General features: G+C 62.7%; 17 protein-coding genes and 1 pseudogene. 9 read left to right on the top strand and 9 right to left on the bottom strand.

Annotated features, from left to right (window positions below; all coding sequences use genetic code 11):
- Window positions 1-154: 154 nt before the first annotated feature.
- The 3 genes from A7A08_RS10975 (at window position 155) to A7A08_RS10965 (ending at window position 4,184) form a co-directional block, all read left to right on the top strand.
- Window positions 155-1,777, top strand: coding sequence for an HlyD family secretion protein (locus A7A08_RS10975; protein WP_169822998.1), 1,623 nt, complete (start codon window positions 155-157; stop codon window positions 1,775-1,777).
- A complete protein-coding gene (locus tag A7A08_RS10970; RefSeq protein WP_069095509.1) occupies window positions 1,774-3,744 on the top strand; it encodes a glycosyltransferase in 1,971 nt (656 codons plus the stop codon). Before A7A08_RS10975 ends, A7A08_RS10970 begins: the two co-directional genes overlap by 4 nt.
- Before the next feature lie 116 nt (window positions 3,745-3,860).
- Window positions 3,861-4,184: a hypothetical protein gene (locus A7A08_RS10965; RefSeq protein ID WP_069095508.1), complete on the top strand. Its 324-nt coding sequence runs from the start codon at window positions 3,861-3,863 to the stop codon at window positions 4,182-4,184.
- A gap of 97 nt (window positions 4,185-4,281) precedes the next feature.
- On the opposite strand, the gene A7A08_RS10960 is transcribed toward A7A08_RS10965, so the two are convergent.
- The 3 genes from A7A08_RS10960 to A7A08_RS10950 form a co-directional block, all read right to left on the bottom strand.
- Entirely contained in the window at window positions 4,282-4,995 is a 714-nt protein-coding gene (locus tag A7A08_RS10960; RefSeq protein WP_169822997.1) for a quinoprotein dehydrogenase-associated SoxYZ-like carrier, read from the bottom strand.
- 173 nt (window positions 4,996-5,168) lie between these two features.
- Window positions 5,169-6,167 (bottom strand): quinoprotein relay system zinc metallohydrolase 2, encoded by a 999-nt coding sequence (locus A7A08_RS10955; protein WP_069095507.1) that lies wholly within the window; start codon window positions 6,165-6,167, stop codon window positions 5,169-5,171.
- A gap of 54 nt (window positions 6,168-6,221) precedes the next feature.
- Complete coding sequence (locus A7A08_RS10950) at window positions 6,222-6,647, bottom strand: hypothetical protein (RefSeq protein ID WP_141693957.1); 426 nt, start codon at window positions 6,645-6,647, stop codon at window positions 6,222-6,224.
- A gap of 209 nt (window positions 6,648-6,856) precedes the next feature.
- On the opposite strand from A7A08_RS10950, the gene A7A08_RS10945 reads away from it, so the two are divergent.
- The gene (locus A7A08_RS10945) at window positions 6,857-7,054 is read left to right on the top strand and encodes a hypothetical protein (protein ID WP_069095505.1); all 198 of its coding nucleotides are present in this window, start codon (window positions 6,857-6,859) and stop codon (window positions 7,052-7,054) included.
- A 64-nt stretch (window positions 7,055-7,118) separates the two neighbouring features.
- On the opposite strand, the gene A7A08_RS10940 is transcribed toward A7A08_RS10945, so the two are convergent.
- A complete protein-coding gene (locus A7A08_RS10940; RefSeq protein WP_208430614.1) occupies window positions 7,119-8,900 on the bottom strand; it encodes a GGDEF and EAL domain-containing protein in 1,782 nt (593 codons plus the stop codon).
- Window positions 8,901-9,180: 280 nt separating this feature from the next.
- Here A7A08_RS10940 and A7A08_RS10935 point away from each other — a divergent pair.
- Both A7A08_RS10935 and A7A08_RS10930 read left to right on the top strand, forming a co-directional pair.
- Window positions 9,181-10,106: pseudogene (locus A7A08_RS10935) on the top strand (ABC transporter ATP-binding protein).
- Entirely contained in the window at window positions 10,103-10,870 is a 768-nt protein-coding gene (locus tag A7A08_RS10930) for an ABC transporter permease (RefSeq protein WP_069095503.1), read from the top strand. Before A7A08_RS10935 ends, A7A08_RS10930 begins: the two are co-directional and overlap by 4 nt.
- A 57-nt stretch (window positions 10,871-10,927) precedes the next feature.
- Here the strand turns inward: A7A08_RS10930 and A7A08_RS10925 are convergent, their stop codons facing one another.
- The gene (locus A7A08_RS10925) at window positions 10,928-11,410 is read right to left on the bottom strand and encodes an Rrf2 family transcriptional regulator (RefSeq protein ID WP_069095502.1); all 483 of its coding nucleotides are present in this window, start codon (window positions 11,408-11,410) and stop codon (window positions 10,928-10,930) included.
- 202 nt (window positions 11,411-11,612) lie between these two features.
- On the opposite strand from A7A08_RS10925, the gene A7A08_RS10920 reads away from it, so the two are divergent.
- Both A7A08_RS10920 and A7A08_RS10915 read left to right on the top strand, forming a co-directional pair.
- Window positions 11,613-11,906 carry an Rdx family protein gene (locus A7A08_RS10920; RefSeq protein ID WP_069095501.1) on the top strand — a complete coding sequence of 98 codons (294 nt, stop codon included), beginning with the start codon at window positions 11,613-11,615 and terminating at the stop codon, window positions 11,904-11,906.
- 75 nt (window positions 11,907-11,981) lie between these two features.
- Window positions 11,982-12,329 carry a polyhydroxyalkanoic acid system family protein gene (locus A7A08_RS10915; protein ID WP_245290894.1) on the top strand — a complete coding sequence of 116 codons (348 nt, stop codon included), beginning with the start codon at window positions 11,982-11,984 and terminating at the stop codon, window positions 12,327-12,329.
- A gap of 27 nt (window positions 12,330-12,356) precedes the next feature.
- Here the strand turns inward: A7A08_RS10915 and greA are convergent, their stop codons facing one another.
- Entirely contained in the window at window positions 12,357-12,821 is a 465-nt protein-coding gene (gene greA / locus A7A08_RS10910) for a transcription elongation factor GreA (RefSeq protein WP_069095499.1), read from the bottom strand.
- A gap of 240 nt (window positions 12,822-13,061) precedes the next feature.
- Here greA and A7A08_RS10905 point away from each other — a divergent pair, with 240 nt between their 5' ends.
- Window positions 13,062-13,400: a P-II family nitrogen regulator gene (locus A7A08_RS10905; RefSeq protein WP_069095498.1), complete on the top strand. Its 339-nt coding sequence runs from the start codon at window positions 13,062-13,064 to the stop codon at window positions 13,398-13,400.
- Between the two features lie 13 nt (window positions 13,401-13,413).
- Here A7A08_RS10905 and A7A08_RS16010 read toward each other — a convergent pair whose 3' ends face one another.
- Genes A7A08_RS16010 through malQ form a run of 3 tightly spaced genes read right to left on the bottom strand, consistent with a single transcriptional unit; the run spans window position 13,414 to window position 18,004 of the window.
- Window positions 13,414-14,460 carry a malto-oligosyltrehalose synthase gene (locus A7A08_RS16010; protein ID WP_141693956.1) on the bottom strand — a complete coding sequence of 349 codons (1,047 nt, stop codon included), beginning with the start codon at window positions 14,458-14,460 and terminating at the stop codon, window positions 13,414-13,416.
- Entirely contained in the window at window positions 14,376-16,136 is a 1,761-nt protein-coding gene (gene treY / locus A7A08_RS16005) for a malto-oligosyltrehalose synthase (protein ID WP_141693955.1), read from the bottom strand. Before treY ends, A7A08_RS16010 begins: the two co-directional genes overlap by 85 nt.
- Entirely contained in the window at window positions 16,136-18,004 is a 1,869-nt protein-coding gene (gene malQ, locus A7A08_RS10895; RefSeq protein ID WP_069095497.1) for a 4-alpha-glucanotransferase, read from the bottom strand. Before malQ ends, treY begins: the two co-directional genes overlap by 1 nt.

Raw genomic sequence — 18,004 nt, 5'->3', positions numbered from 1 at the left:
GCGAGTAGGCGGAGCGTTCAGCGCTAACTTTGCGCTAAACATGTCTTGAGTTTTGTCGAAATCGCTTCGGCCTTCCGGCCCTTTCTTAACCGAGTCCGTGCGACGGGTTACGGGTTGGCGCGACCTCGCGCCTTCGCAAGCTATGGGAACAGGAATGGGCGACGCAGCTGGAAAAATCGATCCGGTGTTTACGTCACCGGTTGGTCCAGGAGATGCGGAATCTTCTCTGGATGAGGTGCTCGACAGTCTCGGCGAGACGGCCGGTACAGCGGATCCGCAGAGCGATGAGAACGACGTCGCTGGGCTGCTGAAGCGGCTCAACGACGAGATTCGCCGGTGGGACGAGGTTCCGCCCGACGCGCTCGGCGTGACCTCCGCCGGAGAGATTGAGGAGGACCCGGCAACCCTTTCGACCTATGCGACGGAGGCCGCCGAGGCCCAGGCGCGGCCGGTGCGTCAATTCCTGTCTCCAGAGCGTGCAGTGCCGACCGAGCCTTCGGCCGCTCCTGCTCCGCCGGCGCCGGTGGAAGCGAAGGAGCCGGTCTCAGGGGGAGGACAGAAGGCGGGGAAGGGCCGCGTCTATCTCAGCCGGGGCATCAAGACGGCGCTTCTGCTTGCGGTTCTCGTCGTGTTGGGCTGGGCGCCCCTGCAACGGCTGTGGCAGACCTCCAGCGCGGAAGCCAGCGTGAACGCGCGAGTGATCACCCTCCGGTCTCCCATCGATGGAACGCTGAGCTTGCCCGACGGACCGGTGCAAGTCGGTGCGACCGTCAACGCAGATGCGCCGATCGCCCTGATCGACAATCCCCGGGCAGACCGTACGCGTCTGGACGACCTCACCAGCGACATCGCCGATCTCAAGCTCGAAACCCAGAGCCTTCAGACCCGCATTTCGCAACTCACGTCTCATGCAGAGAAGCTGACCGAGCAGCGCGATGCCTTCCAGACCGGCCGGGTGGAGCAGCTAGAGGCCCAGAAGAAGCAATACGAGGCCGATATCGTCGCCGCCAAGGCGGAGGAGAAGGAGGCCGCCTCGATGCTAAGCCGGGCGAAGCGTCTGCGGGAGCGTGGCTTCCAGACCGAGGCCTCCTACGACACGGCGGTCATGAAGGAGGAAGTCGCCACGAGCCGCATCACGTCGCTCGAGCAGAAGCTCATCGGCACCAATGTGGAGCTGGAAGCGGCGCGCCGAGGCCTGTTCGTGGGCGACAGCTACAACGACATTCCGCGCACGGCTCAGCGGCTGGACGAAATCACTCAGGAGCTCGTAACGCTGCGGGCGGATCATGCCGCGAAAGTCGGGCGCATCGCCGTTCTGCAGAAAGAGCTGGCCGATGTCCGCAAGCGATATGAAGCGCTTTCTTCGGCGACCATCGCCGTGCCGGCCACCGGCCGGCTCTGGGAGGTGCTGACGGCGAACCACGAGGTGGTCAGCCACGGTCAGCCCCTCTTCAAGCTGCTCGATTGCGGCGGGGCCCTGGTTACCGCCACGGTCAGCGAATCCACCTATAACGCCTTGAAGCTCGGCCAGCCGGCGACGTTCCATCTGCGGGGCGACTCGGCGGAGCTGCCGGGCCATATCGTTGCGCTGAACGGCTTGGCCGACGTCCCCTCGAACCTGGCGCTGGGGGACGGCGTGTTCTCGCGGGAGCCTTATCACGTCTCCGTCGCGGTGCCCGGTCTCGCCGAACAGCCCGACTGCTATTTCGGGCGTACGGGTAAGGTGACCTTCGACACTTCCGCCGGCGCGGGAGCCGTGGCGGCCGCCGCGCAATGACTTATGCCTCGGGGGTGACGTACTGGGAGGCGTTCGTCCCGGGCCTCCTTGTGCTCCTGGCATCCCTGGCAGTCCTGCCATGGGTCAACAGGAAGAACGACGTCGCGCGCAGCGTGGTGATCTTCATCTGTCTGGCGATCACCTGGCGCTACATGGTCTGGCGGCTCACCCAGACCCTGCCGCCGGCCGGGCTTACCTTCGACTTCGCCGCCGGGGTGATCTTCACCGCGGTCGAATTCCTCGCCATCGTGGGCGGCACCCTGTCGCTTTTCTTCCTGACCCGGAGCCGCAATCGGACCGAGGAGGTGGAGCGCAATCTTCCGTGGCTGAAATCGCTTGCGAAGCCGCCTCTCGTGGATGTGCTGATCTGCACCTATAACGAAGACGAGCGGATCCTGGAGCGCACCATCATCGGCGCGATGGCCATCGACTATCCGAACTATCGCCTATGGGTCTGTGATGACGGGAAGCGGCCCTGGCTGGAGGAGATGTGCGCCGCCTATGGCTGCGGCTATCTCATCCGCCCCGACAACAGCCATGCCAAGGCGGGCAACATCAACAACGCCCTGCGGCATCTTTCGACGCTGGCCGAGCGGCCCGAATTCATCTCGATCCTTGATGCTGATTTCGTCCCGAAGCGCAATTTCCTCACCCGGACCCTGAGCCTGATGCGGGCCGGCGATGTGGGCGTAGTGCAGACGCCTCAGCATTTCTTCAATCCCGATCCGATCCAGACCAACCTGTCGCTGGCCCGGGTCTGGCCGGACGAGCAGCGCTACTTCTTCGACGTCGTAATGCCGTCCAAGGACGCGTGGGACGGCGCCTTCTGCTGCGGTACCTCCTCCGTGATCCGATACGCGCCGCTGATGGCGATCGGCGGCTTCCCGACGGATTCGGTGACCGAGGACTATCTCGTCTCGTTGCGCCTGCGGGAGACGGGTTTTCGCACGGTCTACCTCAACGAGGTGCTCTCCCTCGGTCTCGCGCCGGAAGGGCTTAAGGACTATATCGGCCAGCGCAGCCGCTGGGCCCTCGGCTTCGTGCAGATCTGCCGGGGCAAGAGCGGGCCGTTCCGCATCGGCAACGGCATCCCGCTGGTGGACCGAGTGATGATGGTCGAAACGTTCTTCCACTGGTCGGTCAGCTATCTGATCCGCATCCTGGCGCTGATCGTACCGGCGATCTATCTGCTTTTCGACGTGCAGGCGGTCTACGCCAACGTGACCGAAGCGGTGTCGTATGTGCTTCCGCATTTCGCGGCCCAGGTCGCGGTCATCGTGTGGATCTCCCAGGGCCGGTCCATGCCGGTGCTGTCCGACCTCGGACATATCCTGTGTGCCGACGCCATCGTGAAGTCGGTGGCGATCGGGCTGTTCGGCACGAAGGACCAGAAGTTCAAGGTGACCGCCAAGGGTTACGACCGTACCAAGCGGGTCGTGCAATGGCCGCTGCTGAAGGGCTTCCTGTTCTATCTGGGGCTTACCTTTGCGGGCATCCTCTGGGCCTTCGTCATCGACGATACGCGGTCTCTCGCCGATGCCGCCGGCATGGCTCTGTTCTGGAGCTGGTACAATATCGTGATCCTGGTGCTCGCTTGCCTGGTGGCGATGGAATCCTCCCAGCGGCGGGCCGGCGACCGGTTCAAGGCGCACGGCCTTGCGACGCTGACCATGGCGGGGCAGAGCTTTCGGGTGCCGGTGCGCGATATCTCGATCAGCGGCATGCGGTTGGAAGGAACTCCGCCGGGGCCGTTGGGGTCGAAGCTTCGGCTGCAGTTCGACGAGCTGGACCTCGACGGCGAGATCGTCGTCCGCTACGACGATGGATTTGCGATCAAATTTGCGTTATCGCCCGCGGCGCGCGGCGCTCTCATCCGCCATATCTATTGCGGCAACTACGAAGCTCAAATCCGCGAAATCCGGCCCTTGTCGGTCGCCAGTGCCCTGGCCCAGCGGGTTTTGAGATAAGTTGATTGCTAAACCTTCCGAGCCGATTGGGTGCAACGGATGAGCCCGCACTCTGTTAGCCTAACATTCAACGGGACGACCACTCGGACCCGGAAAAACAATCGAGAGGAAACGAGATGATCAAGAACATGCTTCTGTCGGCCGTTGCCGGCGCCGTGATGATCGGCGGAGCCACCGCGGCGTTCGCTGCGACGGGCGAATTCGACAATATGTGCGCCATGGGTCTCGCCCTGGATAAGGAAGTCGAGACCGATTGCTCGGTGAACACCGAATACAACGGCAAGACCTATTGCTTCGGCAACGAGCAGGCTAAGGAGATCTTCCTGAAGAACCCGGAAGCGAACCTGAAGAAGGCCGAGGCCGCGTATTCCCGCATGCATGGCGATGCGATGGAAGGCGGCGAGATGCATGGCGACGACATGCACGGCGACAAGATGTAGCCCATCGCCTCTGAGCGTTTGAGCAAAACAGAAGGGCCGCGCTGTTCGGAACAGCGCGGCCCTTCTTCGTAGGTAGCTTGTTTATTGAGATCCGGTCTTAGGAGCCGCTCGGCTTCGACTGTGCCTGGAAGACCGTTCCGTCGGTGTCGGTCATGGTGACGTCGAGATCGTTATGCTCGCCGCGGCCGAAGGTGAACCGAAAGTTCGGATTGGCCGAGATGGACGGCGTGCCGTCGAGGGTGAAGACGAGCTCGCCGTCGCGCTTCACCACCATCTTCTCCAGGAACCGCGCCTCGATCAGCTCTCCCGTGTTGGGGTTGATCTGATAGCCGCTGAAGTTCGGATGCTTCAGCATCACCTGACCCTGCCAGATCGGCGTGGTGTCCAACGCCGGCGGGAAGGTCTTGACGATCATCTTGCCCATGCCTTCGGCTTCCGCCGTGGGATCCTTCGCGTTCATGGCAGCACAGCCGCCGGCTGCGGCGATGAAGCCCTTGGTCATGTGCAGCTTGCCGTCGGCGGTCTCCACCACGGCGCGGATATGGGAAAAGCTGTCGACACGGATACGGGTCGAGAAGCGGCGCTCACCCCCTTCACCGGCGGCAGGTCCGAAATGAAGCTGCGCGACGACCGGCACGGGATTCTTGTCCAGCACGATGGTGAGGGATTTGAGCGGCCCCTTCACCTCCGGCGGGACGCGCACGGTGATTGGCACCAGCGCGCCGTCGTCGGCCTGGGCGGGGGCATCGAGGATGACGACGCCGTCGCCTTCGATGATGTCGCGGTTATGGAAGACCGCGGCGTGAAGCATAGGCCAATCGTCGACATCGGCACGGGCTGGGACCGGCGCTGCCAAGCCTGCGGCTAGAAAGAGCGCAAGGGCCGCAGAGGTTAGATATTTCCGGCCCAGCCGGCTTTTAGGCTGTCGAGGCATCGTTTCCTCCAATTCGTTTTGCGGCAGTCTATCGCATCGGCGCGCAAAACTCATTCCCATTCCAATTCGGCAAAAGCGGCAGTCACGTTGCGCCGATGATAGACGTCGAAGAGCTTCCACTTGTCTTTTTCGCTATATCCGGCCGTCTTCACCGCCTGTTCGAGGGTGCCGTTCTCGGCGATCGTCTTGCGGATATCGTCGGCCACCACGGTCCAGTAGCGCTGCTCGTCATCGAGGCTGCTCGGCATCGTCATGGAGATCGGACCGTGGCCCGAGACAACGCGGGTGGCCTTTCGATCCTGAAATTTCTCGATCAGATCGAGCCAGCCCAGGATCGAGCCGTCCAGGGTCGGGATGTGCCGTGAAAACAGGAGGTCACCCAGAAAGAGCGTGCCGGTCTTTTCGTCGGTGATGATGAGATCGTTGTTGGTGTGCGCCGTCTGCTGAGGCTCCAGCACGAGGGTCCGATTGCCGAGATCCAGGGTTTCCTTCTCGGCGATCTCCCGGGTCGGCAGGATCACCTCGGTACCCTTCATGGCCTCCTTCCCCATCATGCGCTCCGAGCTTGCGAGATAGGTCTCGGCGCGAACGGAAAGGCCGGCCTTCATGTTCTTGTGGGCGACGAACTCCGGATTGTCCTGCTTGAACGCGGCATTGCCGAACACGTGGTCGGGATGCATGTGGGTGTTGATCACGTAGCGGATCGGCTTGTCGGTCACTTCGCGCAGGCGTTTGCGGAAGGCCTCGCCTGCGATGGCGGTGCCCGACGTATCGATCACGGCGACGGCATCGTCGCCGACGATGAAGGCGGTATTCGCCATGTCGCCGAGATTTTCCGGGGATTGCAGCTCGTAGCGGCCGTGATGGACGAAGACCCCCGGGGCGATTTCCTCGACGGCCATCTCCGGCGCATCGCCGGAGGCGGAGACCTCGGCGCGTACGGGCAGGGCACGAAGCAGCGGCAGAGCGGCAAGCGCTGTCAGGCCGCGCAAAACATCGGCCCGCGTAACGGGAAACGGCCCCGCGTTATCGGAATATCGATTGGACATATCGGTCGGAACTTATATGGGGATGAAACGCCGAAAAGGCCAGCCTCAAGCCAATTATTGGCCGACGGGAGACACTACAGGCTTGTCGCTCAAGATGCATTCCCACGCGCCGACGGCCGGGTATTCGGCGAGGTCGGACCGTTGCTCGAGGAATTGCATCGCGGCCATGTAACCCGCATGGCCGCGGCAGGCGCCGGCATTCATACGGCCGGTGATGAACCGCATGGGGATCGGCACGTCGATACAGCCGATCTCGCGATACATCGCCAGGCGCTCTTCGCGGCTGAGCGGCTGCACATCATCGTATTTGACGCCCTGATTGGTGGGCTGCAGCAGGGTCTCGGTGGCGTGGCAGGCCTTGACGATGATCTGGAGGTAGACTTGGTCGGTCGGATCGGAGCCGTCATTGTCGGCGCTGGCCGGAAGGGGGCCGATAATGGAGCCGAAGAGGGCCGCGAGCGCCCAGAACTTCATTTGCATCTGCAGTCTCCTGCCGGCCCGGCGCATTCGCCGTGGCGTGCCAGAGGTCCGGCTTTTCGGACGGCACATCCGCGCCGTCATTGCCCTCAGGTTGTCGTCGCCCCGTTGAGTTCTTGCCAGGCTTTGGAACAAAAAACGGCCTGAACGCTTCTTATTAGCGTAACACTACATCTCGCCCCTGCTTCTTTCCACTCAACAAAAGGTGACCTATGACCGGCCATAAGTTCAAGATCGGCGAAAAAGTTCAGCTCGCGCGCGACCCGCTCAATCGGAAGACGGGGATCTATGAAGTGCTCGCGCTGCTGCCGGAAGAACACGAGGGCTGGCAATACAGAATCCAAGATCCGCAGAGCAAGCAGCAGCGGGTGGTTATCGAAGCGCGTCTATCAGAGGTCGCCGGCGCGTAAGGTTACGCGATATTCGAGAGCGGGCGCGGCGTAAGCTTGTCATTGTCTTTCCGGCGCCCGCTATTCACTTTGAGCCATTCTTCAAAAAGTTTCGGGGCCAATGCCGGCGAGAACAGGAAGCCTGGGCTTCGTCGCAGCGCTCCCGCCGCAGAGCTTCGAAGATTTCGATCGTCTCGACCCCCTCGGCGACCACGCGGTAATCCAGGTTGCGCAGGGTCGCGATGAGAGTCCGTACCAGGGTCCGCGAGCGGTCTTCCTTCTGCAGCGCCTGCACCAGCGACCGATCGAGCTTCACGACCTTGGCCGGGATATCCAGCAGATAGGACAGGTTGCTGTAGCCGGTGCCAAAATCATCGATCGCCACGGCAATTCCTGCCTGCTCGACAACCTTCAGCTGCCGTAGCGCCTGGACGCCCTTCTTCAGGATCGCGCCTTCTGTGAGCTCCAGCTCCAGGGTGCGCGGATCGATGTCCTTTTGTTGCAGGGTCTGGATCAGGCGGGCGGCGAAATCGCCCTCGCTCAGGTTCTCGGCGGAGATGTTCACCGAGACGTTGAGCTGCAAGTCATGCCGCTTCCAGGTCGCCATCTGGTCGACGGCGGTCTCGATGACCCAGGCTGTGAGCTGGCGGGTCAGGGAGGTTCGTTCCAGAAGAGGGATGAACTCACCGGGCGAGATGGCGCCCAGCTCGGGATGGGTCCACCTCAGAAGGGCCTCGGCACCGACGCAGCGTTGCGTCTCGACATCGATGCGGGGCTGGTAGGCGAGATAAAGGTGGCCCTCTCCCCGGATCGCTTCCCTGATGTCGGCGAGCAGCCGATAGCGGCGGCGCTCCTCCTCATCGAGCTTGGGCGAGTAGAAGCTGAGCTTGCGTTCACCCTGACGTGCATCCTCCGCAGCGCTCTGCGCCATACGGATGACGTCCTGGGGGTCGGCCTCGCCGAGCTTGAACGGGACGACCCCGATGCTCGAATTTAACAAGACCGGCGGGTTGGTGGCGTTCAGCACGCTCTGGATGGAGCGGCGCAGGCGCTCTATCTCCGTCGCCCGGAGCTTCTCGTCGTTCTCCTCGACCAGGAAGATGCACTGCCCGTGACTGGCGACGTAGAGCGGGATCTTGGTTCCGATGGTCTCCCGGATCTGCCGGGTGACCTTGTCGATCACGCCGTCGATGAAGGCCGGTCCGAGCACGCGACTCGTCTGGGCGAGTTCGGAAGGGTTGGCGAGATCGATAAGGGTCGCGTAGCGGGTCTCCCCGGCGGCGTCGCGGGCGAGATCGTTGAGGTCCTCGATGAACTGAATGCGGCTCGGCAGATGGGTGACCGGGTCGATGCGGCCGAAGGCGTGCTCCAGCTCGATCTGCGCCATGACAAGAGATGCGAGGTCGCGCAGCGCCTGGCACTCTTCATTGGTTACGGAGCGGGGTTCAGGGCCCAATACGCACATGGTGCCGAGGCCGTAGCCATCCCGGGTGACCAGAGGAGCGCCGGCGTAGAAGCGAACGCCGTTCTCCGCGAGGAAGCTGCTGGCGTATTTTTCATGTTCGAGCAGATCGTTCAGGACGAGGAGCTCGTTGTTCTCGATCACCGCTGCGCAAGGCGCCTTGTCACGGGGGACCTCCTGACGGTCGAGACCGACGCGGGATTTGAACCACTGGCGGTCCTCGTCGGTGAGGGAGATGGCTGCTATGGGAAGATCGAAAATCTGGCTTGCCAGCCTCGTGATCCGGTCGAAGCTTTCGCTTGCCGGACTGTCCAGCAAGCCCAGGGAATGCAGCGCCCAAAGGCGCCGTTCTTCCCGGCTATCCGAAACACGCTTGGCATTCGTCACCGCAATAGGATCGGTCATGGTCATTGGCGCGCATCCCTCCTGGGCTGCCATATGAATTTTCTTTTGAACCGTCCAACGACGGTACCCGTTCCCAAACAGTGACTTAGCCTATACTCCCATCGAAAAGACTGTCTTAGGCGGCTGGATAAATCGCTGCGAAAACTTATCTAAAGGTTTCAGTAAGCCCGGCTGGTCGCGACCGCGCTTGCCTGTTAGTTTCCGCCCCGTTCAGCTGGCCGCAGTTCCGCCTGTCCGAACACTCCTTCCGAAGTCTTCTCCAAGGTTCATGCAGGGTCCGATGCAGCCCGCGATCTCCGTCTCCAATCTATCCAAGACCTACGAGTCCGGATTCCAGGCTCTCAAGGACGTCGATCTCGAGATTCGATGCGGCGAGATTTTCGCGCTGCTCGGGCCGAACGGCGCCGGCAAGACGACGCTGATCAGCATCATCTGCGGTCTCGTGAATCCTTCGGGCGGCAAGGTCGCGGTGCTCGGTCACGATATCCTCAAGGACTATCGCGCGGCGCGCCAGAGCATCGGGCTGGTGCCGCAGGAGCTCACCACGGAGGCGTTCGAAACGGTCTGGGACACGGTCTCCTTCAGCCGCGGCCTGTTCGGCCTGAAGAAGGACCCGGCCCATATCGAGCGCGTGCTGAAGGATCTGTCCCTGTGGGAGAAGCGCGACAACAAGATCATGGAATTATCCGGGGGTATGAAACGCCGGGTGCTGATCGCCAAGCGCTCAGCCACGAGCCGGACATCCTGTTTCTGGATGAGCCCACAGCTGGCGTGGACGTCGAGCTGCGCCAGGCCATGTGGGAGGTGGTTCGGAAGCTCCGGGACCGGGGCGTCACCATCATCCTCACGACCCATTACATCCTCGAGGCTGAGGAGATGGCGGACCGCATCGGCGTCATCAATCACGGCGAGATCATCGTCGTGCAGGACAAGGTGGACCTGATGCGGGCGTTTGGCCGGAAGCAGCTCCGGCTGCAGCTGCAGGAGCGGATCGATAGCGTGCCCGAGCAGCTCAGCCCGTTCGGCCTGTCGCTGGAGGAGGGGGGCGACGTGCTGGTCTACGACTACGACACCCAGGCGGAGCGCACCGGCATCACGTCGCTGCTGACTGCGCTGAGCGAGGCGGGCGTGCGCTTCAGCGACCTGGACACGAAGCAGAGCTCGCTCGAGGACATCTTCGTGAGCCTGGTGAAGGAGCCGTCATGAGCTTCAACATACAGTCGGTCAAGGCGATCTACATCTTCGAGATGCGCCGCGCCTGGCGCACGGTGCTGCAAAGCGTCGTTTCGCCGGTGATCTCCACGGCGCTCTATTTCATCGTCTTCGGGGCGGCGATCGGCGGCCGTATCCAGGAGGTGAACGGCGTGAGCTACGGGGCGTTCATCGTGCCCGGTCTCGTCATGCTGTCGCTCTTGACCCAGAGCGTGAGCAATGCCTCGTTCGGCATCTTCTTTCCGCGCTTTTCAAAGACGATCTACGAAATCCTCTCGGCGCCGATCTCGGCCCTGGAAATCGTGCTGGGCTATGTCGGCGCGGCGGCGACCAAGTCGATCTGCCTGGGGCTGATCATTCTCGCCACGGCATCGCTATTCGTGCCGCTGCAGATCGATCATCCAGTTTGGATGCTGGCGTTCCTGGTGCTGACGGCGATCACATTCAGCCTGCTGGGCTTCATCATTGGCATCTGGGCCGACGGGTTCGAGAAGCTTCAGCTCGTGCCGCTGCTGATCATCACGCCGCTGACCTTCCTCGGCGGCACGTTCTATTCCATCGATATGCTGCCGCCGGCCTGGCAGACGGTGACCCTGTTCAACCCGGTCGTGTATCTGGTGAGCGGATTCCGGTGGAGCTTCTACAGCGCTTCGGATGTGGGGGTGGGGATCAGCCTCGCCATGACCCTTGTGTTCATGGTCGTGTGTCTCGCGATCGTGCATCTGATCTTCAAGACCGGCTACCGGCTGAAGAGCTAGCACGACGGCCGCGATCAGGCGCGCAGAGCCGATCGCTCAAGCGGGATCGATCGAAAACTAGGAGTTGGCGGAGGTGCCCGCGACGGCGGTACGCCCCTGGCCGCGACCGGTCAGGAGGTCGAGATCGGCCGGATGGGGACCGGTGCCGATCAGCTCGTCGAGGGTGTGCTTGTCGAGCACGCTGATGAAGGCCTCGAGAGCCTCGCCCAGGAGCCGATTGATCAGGGCGGCGGGCTTGATGGCGCAATCGCGGGAATCGCCACCGCCGCACTCGGCTTCCACATAGGTTGCCTCGGTCGCGCGGACCACATCGCCGATCTGGATCTCATCGGCGGGGCGTGCGAGCTTCAGGCCGCCGAGGCGACCGCGGGTCGATTCTATGAAGCCGGCCCGGACCAGAATTGGTACGATCTTGGCGACGTTGTATTCCGTGATGCCGTAGATCTGCGCGATCTCGCTCGCCCGAACAGATTTACCCTCTTTGCGTGCGCAATGGGTCAAAATCCGGATCGCGTAGCTGGTCTGTTTGGTTAGTCGCATGGTGATTTGCCTCACCGGCTTATAACAAAAATGACGCGCGCAGACAGACAAAAGACTTCAAATCGGTACAGGTTCAGAGACCCGCGACCGGCGCCGTTCAATCTTAGAGCTAATCTAATGTATGATCGTGTCGGAAAAAAGGGTCGCTAACCATAAGTTGATCGCACCGGGTAAAAGTCGAACTCTCGCACCGACCTCAGCCATGACCCAAGACCTTCCCAAACCCCATGTCTCAATCGCCTATTGCCAGCTTTGCGGCTGGCTCTTGCGCGCCTCCTGGACGGCGCAGGAGTTGCTCACCAGCTTCTCAGAGGAGGTCGGCGCCGTCACGCTGATCCCCGATCGCACCGGCGGCGTTTTCGACGTGCATGTGGACGGCGTGCTGGTCTATTCGCGGGGCGCCGAGGGGCGGTTTCCGGAAATGAAGGAACTCAAGCAGCTCGTGCGCGACCGGATCGCGCCGGAACGGGATCTTGGCCATTCGGATCGGCGTTGAATCTGGGGCGTGGGCCCTCTGGCTTTGGTGCCGGCAGCGCCCCATATATGCAAACTTCAAATCCGCGATCGGCGGATGACAACCTGCGAGGCCAACACATTCATGGGCAAGCCCGTCACTGTCGATATTCCCCACAATCTCGGCAAGGAAGAAGCCATTCGCCGGCTGAAGAACGGCTTCGGCCAGGTCCGGACGTCGTTCGGCGACAAGTTCGCCGTGCTGCAGGACGACTGGACGGACGACCATCTGGATTTCCAGGCGAGCCTGCTGGGCCAGAAGACCAACGGCAAGGTCGACGTCGCCGACGACCATGTCCATCTGGAGGTCGAGCTTCCCTGGATGCTGGCGATGCTCGCCGACAAGGCGAAGGCGCTGGTCAAGAAGCAGGGCCAGCTCATGCTGGAAAAGCCGGTCAAGAAGTAAGCGCGCAAGCCGCGCCAAAGGTCGCGATCAGCGGATTTCGATGATTTCCGCTTCGCCGGTGCCGGCGGCGACCAGATCGCCGACGGAGCGTCCCATCAGGGCCTGGGCCACCGGCGAGACATAGGACAGCGTACCGTTGGATGGGTCCGCCTCGTCCTCCCCCACGATCGTGAAGGTCTGGGTGCGGCCGTCGTCACGTTCGATCGTCACCTTGTTGCCGAAGCGGACTTCGGCGGTCTGATCGGGGGGCGGCACAAGCTGGGCCGTCGCGCGACGTGCCGTAAAATAGCGCAGGTCGCGATTGATGCGCGCGAGGCGCTGCTTGTCGTCTTCGGCCAAAGCTTCCGCATGGGCCTCGTTCAGCGCGGCCAGCTCGTCGTCGATCATCTTGAGACCGCGCTCGGTGACCAAGTAGTTCGAAGAAACGGGACGTTCCGGCAGCTCGTCATAGACGTCGCTGCCTTCCTGCTCTTTGGTGAATGCCTTGCTCATCCCGGAAGTTTAGCACAGATGGATCCTGGCTCGTCGAGTGGCGCGAAACGCCATTTTATGCACGAATTCTGGGCAGTGCTGATTGTTTTAGCAAGGCGATTGAAGATCTACAAAACCCTCCCAAGTAGAGCTATAGCTTTCGCCGAGGTCTAAGCTTTCTTTTTTCATTCGTTGAAGGCCGAGGCTGAAAACAAGGGGCCGGATCCATCCGGCCCCACACCATAATAAAGGGAGAACGCTATGAAATATGTTGTTGCTGTTATCCAGCCCCACCGTCTTCACGAAGTGCACGATGCGCTGACCGCCATTGGCGTCGAAGGCCTGACGGTGACCGAAGTGCGCGGCGTCGGCCGCCAGAAGGGTCACACCGAAGTCTATCGCGGCGCCGAGTACACGGTGAATTTCGTGCCGAAGGTGAAGCTCGAGATTGCTGCAGACGACAGCCTGGCGGACAAGATCGTTTCGGCCATTTCCGACGCTGCCAAGACGGGCAAGGTCGGCGACGGCAAGATCTTCGTGCTGCCGCTGGAGAGCGCCGTCCGCGTCCGTACGGGCGAGACCGGCGCCGAGGCTCTCTAAGCAATCGCCTTCGCTAGCTTCCTTCGGTCGCCAGCAAGGCGACGGGGAAGCTTTGAAGTATCTCGCCGAGGCGCATTTTGCCCTCGGTTGCGGTCATCGTCTCCCCGGTCAAGAGATTCCGCCAGCGTTTGTTGGCCCAATCGCCGGGGAGGCTGATGGCCGTATCCTCCCACCTTTCAGCGGGGACGATCGGCGTCTTCTGCCCCTCCAAAAGCGCGTGCGCCCGGATTGGCGCTATGGTGATCAAGCCGAAATCGTGCTCGTCCCTGAGATAGGCGACCGCATTGCCGCTCCTTGCACCTGTGAGGTGGAGCGGAGCGTATTCGCCGGTTTCGAACAGGCTTGGATGCTCCTGGCGCAGGCGCAAGCCCTTCTCCAAGAGGTAGAGCTTGATAGCGCCGCGATGCCATCTCTGCAGCAGATCCGCGGGCGTATCGACCGATTCCAGCTCGGACAGCATTCCCTCGAGCTGTGAGAAATCCACCGGCCTGCGGTTGTCGGGATCGACGAGGCTCAGCTCCCAGAGCTCCGAGCCCCGATAGATATCGGGCACGCCCGGCGCGGTAAGCTTGATCAGCGTCTGAGACAGGCTGTAGAGGGCGCCGGCCAAGGCTATTGGCGCGTGATGTGCCGTGAAATCCTCCAGGAACGCCACGGCGGCGTCGGGATCGAGGGTTTCGCGCACAAAGCGCTCCACAGCGTCTTCGTAAGGCTGATCCTGACCTGTCCAGCTCGTGCGCACCTTGGCCTCACGGATGGCCTTCAGCATGAAGGCGGTCATGCGGTCGGACAGGGTGCCCATCCCTTCCGCGTCGTCGGGCGAAAGGTCGAAGGGCCAGGCCCCTGCGAGAGACTGATAGAACAGCCATTCGTCTTCGACGGTGGGGCTGCGTTCTTCGTTCTCGATGGTGAGGGCGCCCTGGTTCATCTCGGCCCATCTTGAGACCGCTTCCGACCAGCGCTCCGGCACCTCGCTCAAGGAATAGAGGCGGGTGCGGGCGTCCTCACCGCGTTTGGTATCGTGGGTCGAGGTGGTGGAGAGCCCCTGGCGCTGGCGCACCAGCTTCCATCCATCTCGTTGTGGAAGGCTTCGATGGGCGCGCCGAACACGTCCGGTTCGCCGCCCACCTCGTTCAGGGCGATCAGGCGGTTGTAGCGGTAGAAGAGGGTGTCTTCGAGGGCCTTGGCCATGAGCGGCCCGGTGGTCTGCTGAAACCGGGTCGCGAAGGTGAGCGCCTCGGCGCGTGCGGCCGGATCCTCGAGAGCCAGCCGCCAGATCTTGGCGATGAAGTCGATCGCAAGGTCGTCTTCAACCTCGCGGGAGGCTTTGGCGATTGCGGTCGCATCGGCGATCAGCGTTTCGTCCTCCGCGCTCGGTCCCTCCACGTCGACATAGGTGCGGTAGACGGGGAGGGCGACGGCGAGCTCGATGATGGCGCGCCGTAGGGTGTCGCGGCCGAAATCGCGCGTGACCAAGTCGGCGGCGGCAAGCTTCGCGGCAAGACCGGAGAGAACCTCCAGCTCGCCGGCGAGATTGCGCACGAAGATGTGGCGTTTGGCGCGGAGCAAGAGGGTCTCGTAGTCCAGCGGCTCGCCGATGAAGTCGTGATAGGCGGCCGTCATGGCCCCCTCGCCAGCGGGGTCGGTGAAGAGGTCCGCGAGGCTGCGAATGAACTCGTAGCCGGTGGTGCCGGCGACGGGCCAGTCGCTCCGCAAGGTTTCGCCCTGACCCAGGATCTTCTCCACCAGCAGGAGGTATGGCTCGGCCTCATTGGTCGCTTCGGTCGCGGCCTCTTGCAGCTTGAGAAAATAGGCCAGCGGATCGGCGAGACCATCCACGTGGTCCAGACGAATGCCCTGCACAATACCCTTGCCGACAAGGTCGAGGATCAGGCGATGGGATTCTTCGAAGACGCTAGGCTGCTCCATCCGTACGCCGACGAGATCGGTGACCTCGAAGAAGCGGCGGTAGGTCAGGGTCTCGCGGGCGGCGCGCCAAAAGGCGAGACGCCAGACCTGCGCCTCGTGAAGCTGATGCATCAGGTCGCGATCGGCGACGATGTCTGAAAGGGCCTTCTCCAGCTTCGCGCGGGCGTCGGGGTCCTGCAGTCTTTCGCGGAGATCCGTTTTGAGCTCGCCTGTCGTCTCGGGCGTCGCGATGGCGAAGCGATGGGCCAGATCCTCGAAGCTGCCGTCCTCGATCTGGGTGAAGACCGTGGCGTAGCTCGGCGGGGTCATGGGAAGCTCATGGCCCGGGGCGGTGAAGTTCAGGCCGCCATTGTCCGCATCGAGCGTGATGGCGAACGCGCCGTTGGCGAGGGACAGTCCGTAGGGTTCGCCGAGGGCGGGTATCAGCAGCTTGGGCGCGGACCAGTCGATGTCGAAGTGGTGGGCGTAGGGGCTCTGCTCGCCCCATTCCAGCACATCGCACCACCAGGGATTGAAGGGGCTCGCGCCCATATGGTTCGGCACGAAGTCGAGGATGAGCTGGAGGCCATGCTTCTTCAGTGCCGCTGACATGTCGTCCAGGCCCTGGCGGCCGCCGAGAGAGGCTTCGAGGCGGTTATAATTCGCGATGTCGTAGCCGTGGGTCGAACCCGGAACGGCCTCGAAGATCGGCGAGGCGTAGAGGTGGCTGATGCCCAGGCGCCTCAGATAGGGGGCGAGATCTGCGGCTTCCTTGAAGCCCACGCCCTCCCGAAACTGCAGTCTGTAGGTCGCCGTTAAAGGCCGCATTAGCGAGGACGCTCGGTTGCGAGAACTTGGACGAGATCGCTGAACAGCTTGTGCTCGGTCAGCTCTTCCAGGTTAACGCCGATCTTGCGCTGCCAGTTCGGATGCTCGTCCACGGTGCCGGGCAGGTTGGCCTGCTCGTCGGCGGCAAGCGCATCGTCGAGCTGCACGGCGAAGAGCCGGCATGGGGTGCGCGAGAGGAAACGGTGGATGGCGAGCAGAAGGTCTTCGGACAATGCGTCGGCCGCGGCGATCTCTTCCGCATCGCCCTCGACGAGGCCGGATGCCTGGAGGGCCTCCACGAGAAGGCGCTTCTCGGCCTCGCGCCCCTCCATCTGGATCTGCGTGTCTTCCGCTTCCTGGGCGCCCACATGATCGCGCCATTTGATGTCGCTTCCCGTCCACCAGCCCTTCAGGGTCGGAAGATCGTGGGTGGAGCCGCAGACCATGGCTTCCCGCCGGTAGTTATGGGGCTGGAAGAAGCGACCGTGATGACGGCTGAAATAGAGCACCTGGTAACTGAGCAGGCCGGCGCGCACCATGGTGTCGGTGAAGCCCTCCGGCACCGTGCCGAGATCCTCGCCGATGACGATGCAGCGGGCGACCCAGCTCTCGTCGGCGACCATCTCCAGCATTTGGCGGAAGGGGTAACGCACGTAGCCGCCACCCAGCGCGTCGCTGTCCTCGGGGATCCAGTAGAGCCGGCTCAAACCCATGGCGTGGTCGAGACGCATGGCACCCGCATGGCGCATGTTGTCTCTCAACAGACCGCGGAAAGGTTCGAAGCGCTGCTGACGCAGGCCCATGGGCGAGAAGGGGATCAGCCCCCAATTCTGACCGCCGGGACAAAGCGCATCGGGCGGCGCGCCGATGCGGGCCTCGCGCGCTGTCGCATGGCCGCCGCACCAGGCGGTCGAACCGTCGGGTGAGACGCCGATGGCGAGATCCAGATAGAGGCCGATGCGCATGCCGGCTTCCCGGGCCTTCCTCTGGGCCGCGGCAAGCTGGGTGTCGGCGAGCCACTGCAGCCAGCTATGGAACTCGATGCGCTGCTTGTTCCCGCGAATGAAATCCCGCACGGCGAGGCTGTCGCGGTCGTGATACTCCTCCGGCCAAGTCGACCAGGCGACGTAGCCGCCTTGCGCCACGAAGTGCTCCGAGAGGGCTTCGTAAAGGGCGAAGTTCTGCAGCGACTCGGCCTTCTCCTGCTTGAAGCTCTCGTAGGCGTTGCGATCGGGGTCGGAGGCGCTCTTGATGAATTGTGCGAACAAGGCTTCGAGGGCTGCGAGCTTCACTCTGTAGACAGCCGGATAGTCGATGAAGTCGCCTTCGCGGAGCGCCGGAAGCTCGGCGACCAGGGCGTCGCGCTCCTCCAGTTCCTCAAAGCCGGGAACCTGGTCGGGCGCGATGAAGATGGGGTTTAGGAAATTGCGGGTCGAGGGCGCGTAGGGGCTGATGCGGGAGGCATCGGCGGTGAAGAGTGCATGGAGCGGACTCACGCCTACGAAGTCCGCGCCGAGCCGCCCAAGCCGGGTCGCGAGGTCGGCGAGATCGCGGAAATCGCCGATACCCCAGTTGCCGGACGAGCGGAGGCTGTAGATCTGGGTGGTCATGCCCCAGACGCGCTGGTCGACCAGCCATAGGGGCCAGAAGCCGCTGCGGGACAGGGTCTGGATATCTTCCTCGGGGATCGGAGCCGGCGCTTCGGCGATGCTCTTTTCGATCTCATCGTCGCTGCCGACGGCGACGCCCATAGCTTTCAGGATTTCAGCTTTTGCGGCGAGGGTCGTCTCGACCCATTCGCCCGTTTCGCTCGTATAGCCGTCTCCAATTCCGTAGCATTCAGCCAGACGCTGCAGCTTCTCACTCAC

The organism is Methyloligella halotolerans, assembly GCF_001708935.1.
Taxonomy (GTDB): Bacteria; Pseudomonadota; Alphaproteobacteria; order Rhizobiales; family Methyloligellaceae; genus Methyloligella; species Methyloligella halotolerans.
This window is presented reverse-complemented; position numbering and strand designations above follow the sequence as displayed.

Coding starts and splice junctions, on each gene's coding strand:
- A7A08_RS10975 (WP_169822998.1), top strand. CDS start 155: ATGGGCGACGCAGCTGGAAAAATCGATCCGGTGTTTACGTCACCGGTT.
- A7A08_RS10970 (WP_069095509.1), top strand. CDS start 1,774: ATGACTTATGCCTCGGGGGTGACGTACTGGGAGGCGTTCGTCCCGGGC.
- A7A08_RS10965 (WP_069095508.1), top strand. CDS start 3,861: ATGATCAAGAACATGCTTCTGTCGGCCGTTGCCGGCGCCGTGATGATC.
- A7A08_RS10960 (WP_169822997.1), bottom strand. CDS start 4,995: ATGCTTCACGCCGCGGTCTTCCATAACCGCGACATCATCGAAGGCGAC.
- A7A08_RS10955 (WP_069095507.1), bottom strand. CDS start 6,167: ATGTCCAATCGATATTCCGATAACGCGGGGCCGTTTCCCGTTACGCGG.
- A7A08_RS10950 (WP_141693957.1), bottom strand. CDS start 6,647: ATGCAAATGAAGTTCTGGGCGCTCGCGGCCCTCTTCGGCTCCATTATC.
- A7A08_RS10945 (WP_069095505.1), top strand. CDS start 6,857: ATGACCGGCCATAAGTTCAAGATCGGCGAAAAAGTTCAGCTCGCGCGC.
- A7A08_RS10940 (WP_208430614.1), bottom strand. CDS start 8,900: ATGACCGATCCTATTGCGGTGACGAATGCCAAGCGTGTTTCGGATAGC.
- A7A08_RS10930 (WP_069095503.1), top strand. CDS start 10,103: ATGAGCTTCAACATACAGTCGGTCAAGGCGATCTACATCTTCGAGATG.
- A7A08_RS10925 (WP_069095502.1), bottom strand. CDS start 11,410: ATGCGACTAACCAAACAGACCAGCTACGCGATCCGGATTTTGACCCAT.
- A7A08_RS10920 (WP_069095501.1), top strand. CDS start 11,613: ATGACCCAAGACCTTCCCAAACCCCATGTCTCAATCGCCTATTGCCAG.
- A7A08_RS10915 (WP_245290894.1), top strand. CDS start 11,982: ATGACAACCTGCGAGGCCAACACATTCATGGGCAAGCCCGTCACTGTC.
- greA (WP_069095499.1), bottom strand. CDS start 12,821: ATGAGCAAGGCATTCACCAAAGAGCAGGAAGGCAGCGACGTCTATGAC.
- A7A08_RS10905 (WP_069095498.1), top strand. CDS start 13,062: ATGAAATATGTTGTTGCTGTTATCCAGCCCCACCGTCTTCACGAAGTG.
- treY (WP_141693955.1), bottom strand. CDS start 16,136: ATGCGGCCTTTAACGGCGACCTACAGACTGCAGTTTCGGGAGGGCGTG.